The sequence below is a fragment of the Amycolatopsis sp. NPDC059235 genome, assembly GCF_042754125.1.
In the GTDB taxonomy this organism is placed as follows: domain Bacteria; phylum Actinomycetota; class Actinomycetes; order Mycobacteriales; family Pseudonocardiaceae; genus Amycolatopsis; species Amycolatopsis albidoflava.
Window position 1 is genome coordinate 25,258 of sequence record NZ_JBHZAG010000097.1, and the last position, 10,393, is coordinate 35,650.

A 10,393-nucleotide genomic window follows, 5' to 3' on the forward strand; every position below is an offset into this window, starting at 1 on the left:
CGAAGCGACCCGAGGACCGCTGCCTGCGACGGAAGGACTCCCGGACACATGGGACCAGATCAGGTGACCCGGCTTGACGAACTGGAGACGGTGGTGACCCGCCGGCTGCCCGCCATGCTCAACGAGGTCCGCGACCAGCTCGCGGACGAGCATCCCGACTACGCGGAGTTCCTGACCGAAGAACTGGCCGACCTCGTCGCCGCCAGCGCGGGGTTCGTCCGGCGGCTGATCGACATGGCGGCCGAACCGGAGAAGCGGCTGCCGGAGCTGGGGTCCGGCGTCGAACAGGCGGTGTTCGAGGAAATCGGGCGCACGCAGTATCAGCAGGGAAGGCGCGTCACGAGCCTGTTGTCCGCCTATCGGGTGGGCGCGCGCGTGGCGTGGCGGCACGTTTCGGAAGCGGCGCTCGATCTCGACGTGCCCGCCGAATTGTTCGCCTCGCTCGCCACCACCGTGTTCGCTCTGGTGGACCAGCTTTCGGAGTCGTCGCTGCGCGGGTATCTGCAGGAACAATCAGACGCCGTGCGCGCGCGGGAACGGCTGCGCGACGAACTGACCGCGTTGCTGCTGTCCGATCGCGCGGACAAGGCCGCGGTGCGCGCCGCGGCGTTGCGCGCGGAGTGGCGGCTGCCGAAGCACGCGGCGGTCGTGCTGGTGGAGGACGACAACGAGCTGGGCCGGGAATTGGTGTTCCGCCTGGAAGACAGCTGCCTGCGGCTGCGCCGTCCTGGCGTGGTCGTGGCGATCGTGCCGGACCCCGGCGGTCCCGGCAGGCGGGCGTGGCTGGCTCGCGCGCTGCGCGGCGGGGGCGCGGTGGTCGGCGCGACGGTGCCGCTCGACCGGCTCCCGGCAAGCCTGCGCATCGCCGAGGTGACCGCGCGATTGCGCCGCGACCACCTGCTCAGCGACGATCCGGTGTTCGCCGACGAGCATCTCGACGCGATCATCGTGCACCGCGACGACCGGCTGCTCGACGTGCTGCGAAGACAAGCCCTTGCCCCGCTTGACGAGCTGAACGAATCCGCGCGGGAACGCCTGTCCACCACGCTTACCTCGTGGTTGCTGCATCTGGGCGACCGCAAGGCCGTCGCGGAGGATCTGCACATTCACCCGCAGACGGTGTCGTACCGGCTCGGCCGCCTGCACGACCTGTTCGGGCCCTCGCTGGACGACCCGGCCGTGCGCGCGACGCTCGTGCTCGCGCTGGCCTGGGGGCCGCCTGGAGAAGTGGACGAGAATGCTTGATGGGGGAGATTCCCTGATGCGGCAGGGCAGGGGACGTGCTTGGGTCTCGTGAGTGGCGACACCGGTTAGAACCGGCATCGCCGCTCACGAGGTACGCGGGGGAGGAGGTGTGCGTGTCAGCTTTCGGCGCCGAAGCGTGCCGCGAGCGTGCGGTACAGGCCGGGCGCCGCGCCGCGCAGCGCGACGGGGATGCGCAGCCAACGCGGCACGTAGTAGTCACCCGGATGCGCGGCGGCGCGCACGACGGCGGCGGCCACGCGTTCGGCGCTCACCGGACGGGGCGTGCTGCGGGTGTACGGACGGCCGCGCCGCTCGAAGAATTCTGTGCGCACCACACCGGGAACTACGATTCCGACCGTTACTCCGGTGCCGTGCAACTCGAATCGGAGACTGTCGGCGAAAGCGTCCACACCGGACTTCGCCGCGGCGTACACCGCTTCTCCGGCGACACCGGTGCGTCCGGCGATCGACGAGACGAAAACGATCTGCCCGCGGTCGCGTTCCAGCATCGCGGGCAGCAGCGCGCGGGTCAGGTCGAGCGGCGCGGTCAGGTTCACCGCGACCAGGTGCCGCAGCCTTTCCGCGGACAGGTCCGGCAGGGGACCGGCCCAGCCGAGACCCGCGTTGTTGACGAGCAGATCCACCGATCCGGTGATCGCCAGCGCGCGTTCGGCGAGTTCCGCCGCGGCGCCAGGGTTCGCGAGGTCGGCGGCGAGCGCGGTGCCGTCGGTTTCCTTGGCGAGGGCGGCCAGCCGCTCCTCGTTCCGGCCGTGCAGCAGCACGTGGACGCCGGAGCGGGCGAGTTGCCGCGCGGTGGCGGCGCCGATGCCGGACGACGCGCCGGTGACGAGTGCGGTACGGGCCATCAGGCGGCGGGCAGCGCGGCCGGCCGGTGGCCCATGCGCAGCGTGATGCCCGCCGAGCGCAGCGAACGCCGGAACCACCACAGCGAACCGGCGATGGCCAGCCCGATGAGCGAGTACGAGCCGGCGGTGCTCGCCATGAGGAAGCTGCCGACGGTTTCCCGCGCGAGCATCAGCAGCGTCACGCCGCCGTTCACCGCGAACACGAGCCCCCACAGCACCGACACGCGCTGGAAGAACCTTCGCATTCCGGGGTGTCCGGACAGCGTTTCGGGGAATGCGCAGAAATCGCCGGCCAGCCGCGCGAGAAGCGGTTTGTTGAACGGCGCGGAGATCAGGAACAGGCCGGCGACGAGGAAATTCTGTAGAGTCGGCTGGAGGAAGTACAGGAAAGCGCTGCCGGTGACCAGGCCCAGCACAGTGCGCGCGACCAGCAGAGCCGTGGTCAGCAGCAGCACGGCGGGAATCTTCTTGCGCAGCGCCAGCCGGGCGCCGATCACGGCGACCGACCAGCAGAGCGCGGCGATGACCCCGCTGTCGAAGCTCACCAGGGTCAGCAGGAGATAGAACAGGCCGGCCGGGACCAGCGTCGACTCGAGCAGGTGCCGGCCCCCGCCCACGACGAGGTTGCGGAACGAGGGGAGGTCGATCGTATGGGGGTGTCGCATGCGGGTTCTGCTGCCTCCGGTGCCAACCGGGCGACTCGGCCTCGGACAAGGCTTGAGCATAAGCACGGCGGATGGGGACGGTGTGAGGTGAAGAGTCCGTGACAGTTACGGGGATGTCGCTGGTCGTGGCTGTCCCCGCCGCCGTCGCCGGCGCGGCGTGCATGGGACTCGCGAGCGCAGCGCAGGCCAGGGCGACCAAAGAAGTGGAAACCGGCAAACCGCTCGACCTGACGCTCTTCAAGCGGCTCGTCGGACGCCCATTGTGGCTCATCGGGATCGCCGCGACCATCCTGGGTCTCGTCCTGCAGCTCGTCGCGCTCGCTTTCGGGCCGTTGCTGCTGGTCCAGCCGCTGCTCGTGACGTCGCTCATGTTCGCCGGGCTCGCGTCCGCGCGGCTGGAGCGCCGCCGCCCGGACCGCACGATGAGCGTCGGCGGCCTGCTGTGCGTGGCCGGGCTGGCCGCGTTCCTCGTCGTCGCCCGGCCCAGCGGCAACAGCGAGACGCTCGTGAGCGGGGGCGCGCTGCTGCCGCTCGGCATCGCGCTCGCGGCGGTGACGCTGGTCTCGCTTGTTGTTGCCGCGTCAACGAATTCCGGATCTTGGCGGGTGCTCGGGCTCGCGGTCGCCACCGGCGTGCTGTACGGCCTCACCGCCGGATTGATGAAGGTGGTCGCGGGCCAGTTCCGCGCCGGGATCGACGAACCGTTCCGGCACTGGACGCTGTATCTGGTGTGCGTGGTGGGGCCGCTGGGATTCCTGTTGAGCCAGAACACGTTCCAGCAGGGCCGGTTCCTGACGCCGGCGCTCGCCGTGATCACCGCGCTGGATCCGCTGGTCGGCGTCGCGATCGGGCTGTCGTGGATGGGCGAATCGGCCGACGGGAGGCCGCTCGCGCTGTTCGGCGAGGCGCTGGCCGGGCTGGTGATCGTGGTCGGGATCGCGCTGCTGTCCACGCGCGCGTCGCATTTGTCGGCGGAATCGGAAATGCCGCCCGCCGAAGGGGAAACCGCGCCGGACGAGCCCGGCGAACGGCCTGATTCGGACCCGGACGACGGGTACGGCCTCGCCGGGACCGCCTGCTAGCGAAAAGGGGGAAGCGCTGGTGCGCGTGCTGATCGTGTCCGCGAACATGGGGCAGGGGCACAACGCCACGGGACGCGCGCTCGAGGACGCAGTGCGCGAGCGCTGGCCGGACGCGACTGTTTCGTGGCTCAACGCCCTCGAACGGCTCGGTCCCGGTTTCGAGGGGCTTTTCCAGCGGATTTACGTCGCCAATGTGGAAAGCGTCCCGTGGCTTTACGAATTCTTTTACGGCGCGATCTGGCGGATTCCGTGGTTCGCCGCCGCCTCCCGGTGGTTCACCGCTTCCTGGTGCGGGGCGCGGCTCGCGAAACCGGTCGCCGAATTCGCGCCGGACCTGGTGCTCTCGACGTATCCGATGGGCACCGCGGGCCTGGCGTGGCTGCGCCGCAAGGGAAAGCTCTCCGTGCCGATCGGTGCGTGGGTTTCGGACTTCGCGCCGCATCCGTTCTGGGTTTACGGCGCGGCCGATCTCACCATGGTGATGCACGACGTCGCGGTCGCCCCCGCGCTGCGCTCGTCGCCCTCGGCGCACGTCGGGGTGTCCGCGCCGCCGGTGCGCGCGGTGTTCCGCCCCGGCGACCAGACGGCGGCGCGTCACGAACTGGAGCTGCCGCCGGACGCGTTCGTCCCGCTCGTTTCGTGCGGGTCGCTGGGTTTCGGCGAAATCGAGACGACGGTGCGGGAATTGCTCGCCGCGGACCCGTCGGTCGTGCCGATCGCGATCTGCGGACGCAACGACGCGGCAGCCGCCCGGCTGCGAGCGCTGGACGAACCGCGGCTGCGCGTGGTCGGGTGGACGGACCAGCCGGAGCTGTACACGCTGGCGGCGGACGTCGTCGTGACCAACGCGGGCGGCGCGACGTCGCTGGAAGCGCTCGCCTGCGGACGTCCGGTGCTGATGCATCGCCCGATCGCCGCGCACGGCAAGGCGAACGCCCGGCTGATGGCCGCGGCCGGGCTCGCTCTGGTGTCCACAAAGGACGGTGAGCTGGCGGAGACCGTGCGGGGTCTCTTGGCTGAACCGGAACGCCTCAAGGAGATGGCGGAAGCTGTCGCCCGGCATTGCGAGACCGCCACCCCGTTGGAGACCGCGCTGGAATCGCTGGCTTCCGCGCCGCTGAACCCGCCGACTCAACGGCTCCGGCCGGAGGACGCGCTGTTCGTGCACGTGGCCACTCCGGAAGTGCCGCAGCAGGTCGGCGCGGTGCTGCTGTTCGACCCCAAGGCGGACGGCACGCCGGTCACACACGCGGACGCTGAGCATCTGCTGGCGGCGACCCCCGGCTTGCGGACGCGATTACTGCCCGGCAGCGGGCTGTGGCGGGCGCGCTGGCAGGAGGATCCGGGCCGGACGTCTTCGGATGTGCTGACGTCGGTGCGGGTCGGGCCGGAGGAGCCGTTGGAATCGGCTTTGACGCGGGAGATGGACGCGTTCTTCTCGGAACCGGTGTCGCCGGAGCGTCCGGTGCGGGCGCGGCTGGTGACGGGGATCGAGGGGGAGCAGGGGGCGTTGCTGATCGCGCTGCACCACGCGGCCAGCGACGGGATCGCGGTGATCAGCGCGCTGGTGGGGCAGGCGCGGGGGAAGGAACCGCTGGTGCCGGTGGCGGTGCCTCGGTCTCGGCGGAGGGGCTGGTGGAGCCGCCCCAATGCCACATTGGGTGCATTGAAGGAGCCAGCGGCGCGCAGCGCCTCCGTTGAGGGTGGTGGCGGGGGCATGGATGGAGCACCGAACGCCACATTGGGTGCGTCTCGCGCACCGAACGCCACATTGGGTGCGTCTCGCGCACCGAACGCCACATTGGGTGCGTCTCGCGCACCGAATGCCACATTGGGTGCATTGAGGGAGCCAGCGGCGCGCAGCGCCTCCGTTGAGGGTGCTGGCGGGGGCATGGATGGAGCACCCAATGCCACATTGGGGCGCACCAGGTCTCAACCCGGGCGGAGTGCGGTGCGGGCGCGGCTTGCCGGGCTGGCGGCACCAGTGCGCGAAGTGTTCGCCCGCGTGGCGAGCCCGGTGTGGCACGGACTTGATCGGCCAGCGGGATCGGCCGGGGGTTCCGGCATCGCCGAGCCCGCGCGCCCGAAACCCCGCTCAAGCAGCAAAACTCGCAACCAAGCCGCCGATCTCACTCGCGGTATCTGGGCACTCGCCCGAGCCGGCGCCGCGCCCCGGGTCCGGTGGGACAAACAGATCGACGGCCCCCAGCGGCATTTCGCGCGGGCGCACCTCTCCGCCCCCGAGGTCCGGAAAGCCGCGCGGCGGGCGGCGGTGCCGACGACCAACCTCGTCCTCGCGCTCGTCGCCGAGGCCTTGCATCGCGAGCTGGGCGGGACCGCTCCGGAGCAGCTTCGGGTGCTGATCCCGATGTCGGTCCGCGACACCGGGACGTTCCGTCAGCTCGGCAACCACACCGGCGCGGCGTCGGTCGACCTGCCGACCGGCGCGATGTCGCTCTCCGAACGGGTGCGGGCGACCGACCGGATGCTGTCCGACCAGGTCGGTCACGGCGCGCCCCGTGCGGGCAACGCGGTCGTGCGCGTCCTCGGGATTTTGCCGCCGGCGCTGCACCGCCGGGCGGCGAAGCTCGTCTACCGCGGCACGTGGTTCAGCGTGATCGCCTCCGTGCTTCCCGGCGCACGGTCGCCGGTGGTGCTCAACGGTGCGCTCGTCCGCACGGTGTACCCGGTCTTGTCGCTGGCGCCGGACGTTCCGGTGGCGGTCGGCATCATGACGTGGGCGGACCGGTTCACCGTCTGTGTCACGGTGCCTGCCGGACAAGCGGAGCGCGGCGATCGGCTGGCGGCAGCGGTCGTGGAGGCGTTCGGCCGGTTGTAGTCACTGCGAGAAGTGCGTGCGTGGGCGGGGGAGAAGTTCGCCGTCTACTTCGATGTCCACCATCTCGTTGTAGAACGCCACCAATCCGGCGATCGGCTGGACTGCCGCGGCCGGGTAGGCATACGTCCAGGCGAGGTGCTCGTGCAGGATGTCGCCGGCGCGGACGGACCAGTAGCCGGACGTCTCGCCCTTGTACGGGCAGGCGGTGACCATGTCCGGCTCGGCGACGAGATGCGTGAAATCGACTTCGGTGCGGTTGAAGTAATACCGCGTCGGGAGGCCGGTTTCGAACAGCAGCACCGGGGACGACGATTCCGCCAAAGTCACGCCATTGAGCGCTACCCGGACGTGCCGGGTCGAGCGCAAAGCGTCCACCCGCGTGTACGGGTTGCGCGGGTGGACGAAAACCTGTTCGTCTTCTTCGAACCAGGCATCCAAAGCGTCCCAGGCGAACCGGATGTGTCCGGGTAGGACAGTGTCGTTTACCCAAGCGGCAGCAGGCTTTTCGACCTCGCCGACGCGGAGCGAGTACCGTCGAGCCTCGTCTTCGGGCACGAGCGCGCCGAAGAGAACGTCGTCGATCGGGAAGTAGAACTGCGGATAGTACGGCCATTCCCAGACGTATTTCGCCCGCGTACTGTCCACAATGGTCTTCCCGGCGAGCACTCCGCGCACTCGCCGGGGGACCGGTTCCACGTGTCCGGTTTCGACTGCTGCCGCTGGATAATCGGTCATGGTCAGCCGCGCTTCGGGAGTTTCCAGCCAGGACGCGGGAAGTGGCAGGTGTAGCCGTGCGGGTAGCGCTGGAGGTAGTCCTGGTGTTCCGGTTCGGCTTCCCAGAAGTCGCCGGCGGGGGTGACTTCGGTGACGACTTTGCCGGGCCAGAGGCCGGAGGCGTCGACGTCGGCGATGGTGTCTTCGGCGATTTGTTTTTGCTCGTCGGTGGTGTAGAAGATGGCGGAGCGGTAGCTGGCGCCGATGTCGTTGCCTTGGCGGTTTGTGGTGCTGGGGTCGTGGACTTGGAAGAAGAACTCCAGCAGGGCGCGGAAGTCGGTGCGGGCGGGGTCGTAGGTGACTTCGATGGTTTCGGCGTGGGTGCCGTGGTTGCGGTAGGTGGCGTTCGGGACGTCGCCGCCGCTGTACCCAACACGCGTCGCGGTCACGCCGGGTTGGTGGCGGAACAGCTCCTCCATGCCCCAGAAACACCCGCCGGCCAGGATCGCTTTTTCCGTCATTTCCTTCTCTCCCGTCGACAACTTCGTGTACAGGATGACGCTGCGGCACCGGTCGCTATTCCGGCCGCCCGGGGCCTGGTCAGAACTCCGTAATATCTCCCTCCGCAGCAGCCGCGACGAACAGTTCCAGCAGCGTCCGCAGGGCCTGCGACGGCGGGCGCTTCGCGGAGACGACGACAGTAAGCGGCCAGGTCAGCGAGGTCTCAGCGAGCGGGATCGACACGACGCCCGGCATGGTCAGCCGGGCGGTGCCGGGCAGAACCGCCACGCCGAGCCCGGCGGCGACGTAGCGTGGGACGGTCCGCAGATCGGCGACCTCGGCGGCCACCCGGCGCGAAAGCCCGAGCGCGGCGAATTCCCGGTCGACCGCCAGCCGGTTCCCGAAGCCGCGCGGACAGTCGACGAACAGTTCTCCGTCCAGTTCCGGCAGCGTGACCGACTCGCGCTCGGCGAGCGGATGGCTGTCCGGCAGCACGGCGTAATACGGCACGCTGGCCAGCTGCGTCGCGTCCAGGCCGCCGAGTTCCGCCCGGGAAAGGCCGAGCAGCGCGACGTCGAGCCGGCTGTGGCGGACGTCGTCGGCGAGACCGGACGAGCCGGTGAGCGACACCCTCAGATGCAGGTCGACCAGCGGATGCCTGCGGTGGAACGCGCCGAGCAGCACCGGCAGGTCGAACGCGTTCATGCTGGTCAGCGTGCCGATCCGGAGGCTTCCGCGCAGCCCGGCGGACGCCTGCTGCACCACCTCGCGCGCCCGCTCCACCGATTCCAGCGCCGCTTTCGCCTCGGGCAGGAAGAGCTCGCCCGCGGTTGACAGCGCGACCCGGCGGGTAGACCGGTCGAAGAGCGTCGCGCCGAGGTCGGTCTCCAGCGCGCGGATCGTCGCCGAGACCGTGGACTGCGTGGCGAACAGCCGCTGCGCCGCCCGCGTGAAGCTCAGCTCCTCGGCGACCGCTACGAAGAACTCGAGCTGGCGCGTCTCCATGGTTTCAATTATCGCCGATCCAGATAACTCTGACCAACACTTTTCGTTGGACTTGATGAGTGCGGCGGGGGATCGTTTCAGACGTAGGTTCCCGCTTGGAAGGTCGACATGGTCACCACAGCTTCGCCCGCTTTCTCCGCCCCGGCCGGCTGGCGCGTCAGCCACGGCTGGGGGTTCCGGGTCATCGCTTTCGCGTTCGCCGCGTGCCTCGCGTTCTCCACCGTGCCCACCCCGCTGTACGCGATTTACCAGCAGCGGGACGGGTTTCCGACGTTCCTGGTCACCGTCATCTTCGCGGCCTACGCGGTCGGTGTGATGGCCAGCCTCTACCTCGCCGGGCACGTCAGCGACTGGCTCGGCCGCCGCCGCGTGATCCTCGCGTCGACGCTCGCCGAGGCGCTGTCCGCGGTCCTGTTCCTGCTCTGGCCTGAGGTCCCGGGCCTGCTGATCGCGCGGTTCGTGTGCGGCGTGGGCATCGGCGCGCTGACGGCCACCGCCACCGCGCACCTGTCGGAGCTGCGCGCGGTGACCCGCCCGGACCAGGATCTCGGCCGCTCCGGTCTGATCGCCACCGTGGTGAACATGGGCGGCCTCGGGCTCGGGCCGATCGTCGGCGGCATTTTCGCGCAGTACATCGACGGCCCGCTGACCAGCACGTTCGTCGTGTTCCTGGTGGTGCTGCTGGTGGCGGCGTTCGCGGTGTGCCTGGTGCCGGAGACCGTCGAACGGCGCGAGGAGCGTCCGGCGTACCGGCCGCAGCGGGTGTCGCTGCCCGCCGGGGCGCGGCCGGCGTTCGTCGGCGCGGCGATCGGGGTGTTCGCCGCGTTCGCGATCACCGGGCTGTTCATGTCGCTCGCGCCGACGCTGCTCGCCGAAGGGCTGCACCAGCACAACCGGATGCTCGCCGGGGTCGCCGCGGGCTCGATGCTGGGCGCGGCGGCGGTGTCGCAGGTGGTCTTCGCGTCGATGGCGTCGCGGGCGCAGCTGCGGCTGGGGTTCGTGCTGATGCCGGTCGGGCTGGCGGTGCTGTCGGCGGCTGCGTTGCTGCCGTCGCTGGCTCTGTTCTTCGCCGGATCGGTGATCGCCGGGAGCGGGATGGGGCTCGGGTTCCGCGCCTCGGTCGGGACGGTGGCCGCGCTGGCCGATCCGATGTCCCGGGGCGAGGTGCTGGCGGGGATCTTCCTGGCGGCTTATGCCGGGCTGGTGGTGCCGGTGCTGCTGGTGGGCATGACGCTGCTGTGGGTGCCGAGCCCTCTCGCGCTGGTCGGGTTTTCGGCGGCGGAGCTGGTGCTGCTGGGGTTCTCCGCGTGGCGGGTGCTGCGGACGGCCTGAGCCGGACGGTCTGCCGGTCCATGGCCGCGGGAAGTCCGTGAAGGGCTCCTTGAGGGAATCAGATTCCCTCACGGAGGCCGTCACGGCCCGCCCGGGGGCGTGAGGGGTACCCAGAGGGGGGGGGGTTAGACCAAGAGAGCCGGC

At 70.1% G+C, this 10,393-nt stretch carries 9 protein-coding genes; 4 read left to right on the forward strand and 5 right to left on the reverse strand.

Annotation, left to right across the window (positions count from 1 at the left end; translation table 11 throughout):
• Positions 1 to 48 precede the first annotated feature (48 nt).
• Positions 49 to 1,245: a helix-turn-helix domain-containing protein gene (locus tag ACFXI3_RS39725; protein ID WP_344279238.1), complete on the forward strand. Its 1,197-nt coding sequence runs from the start codon at positions 49 to 51 to the stop codon at positions 1,243 to 1,245.
• Between the two features lie 116 nt (positions 1,246 to 1,361).
• Here ACFXI3_RS39725 and ACFXI3_RS39730 read toward each other — a convergent pair whose 3' ends face one another.
• Positions 1,362 to 2,111, reverse strand: a complete 750-nt coding sequence (locus ACFXI3_RS39730) for an SDR family NAD(P)-dependent oxidoreductase (RefSeq protein ID WP_378406685.1) — start codon at positions 2,109 to 2,111, stop codon at positions 1,362 to 1,364.
• The gene (locus ACFXI3_RS39735; protein WP_344279244.1) at positions 2,111 to 2,776 is read right to left on the reverse strand and encodes a VC0807 family protein; all 666 of its coding nucleotides are present in this window, start codon (positions 2,774 to 2,776) and stop codon (positions 2,111 to 2,113) included. Before ACFXI3_RS39735 ends, ACFXI3_RS39730 begins: the two co-directional genes overlap by 1 nt.
• Positions 2,777 to 2,874: 98 nt before the next feature.
• Between ACFXI3_RS39735 and ACFXI3_RS39740 the strand changes: the two genes are divergently transcribed.
• Entirely contained in the window at positions 2,875 to 3,858 is a 984-nt protein-coding gene (locus ACFXI3_RS39740; RefSeq protein ID WP_378406687.1) for a DMT family transporter, read from the forward strand.
• Between the two features lie 19 nt (positions 3,859 to 3,877).
• The gene (locus ACFXI3_RS39745) at positions 3,878 to 6,697 is read left to right on the forward strand and encodes a WS/DGAT domain-containing protein (protein ID WP_378406689.1); all 2,820 of its coding nucleotides are present in this window, start codon (positions 3,878 to 3,880) and stop codon (positions 6,695 to 6,697) included.
• On the opposite strand, the gene ACFXI3_RS39750 is transcribed toward ACFXI3_RS39745, so the two are convergent.
• The 3 genes from ACFXI3_RS39750 to ACFXI3_RS39760 form a co-directional block, all read right to left on the reverse strand.
• A complete protein-coding gene (locus tag ACFXI3_RS39750) occupies positions 6,698 to 7,432 on the reverse strand; it encodes a DUF427 domain-containing protein (protein ID WP_378406693.1) in 735 nt (244 codons plus the stop codon).
• Between the two features lie 2 nt (positions 7,433 to 7,434).
• Positions 7,435 to 7,932 carry a peptide-methionine (S)-S-oxide reductase MsrA gene (gene msrA / locus ACFXI3_RS39755; protein ID WP_344279255.1) on the reverse strand — a complete coding sequence of 166 codons (498 nt, stop codon included), beginning with the start codon at positions 7,930 to 7,932 and terminating at the stop codon, positions 7,435 to 7,437.
• Positions 7,933 to 8,011: 79 nt separating this feature from the next.
• On the reverse strand, positions 8,012 to 8,917 hold the full coding sequence (locus tag ACFXI3_RS39760; protein WP_378406695.1) for a LysR family transcriptional regulator: 906 nt from the start codon (positions 8,915 to 8,917) through the stop codon (positions 8,012 to 8,014).
• Positions 8,918 to 9,025: 108 nt separating this feature from the next.
• Here ACFXI3_RS39760 and ACFXI3_RS39765 point away from each other — a divergent pair, with 108 nt between their 5' ends.
• Positions 9,026 to 10,249: an MFS transporter gene (locus ACFXI3_RS39765; protein ID WP_378406697.1), complete on the forward strand. Its 1,224-nt coding sequence runs from the start codon at positions 9,026 to 9,028 to the stop codon at positions 10,247 to 10,249.
• The last annotated feature ends 144 nt before the right edge of the window (positions 10,250 to 10,393 follow it).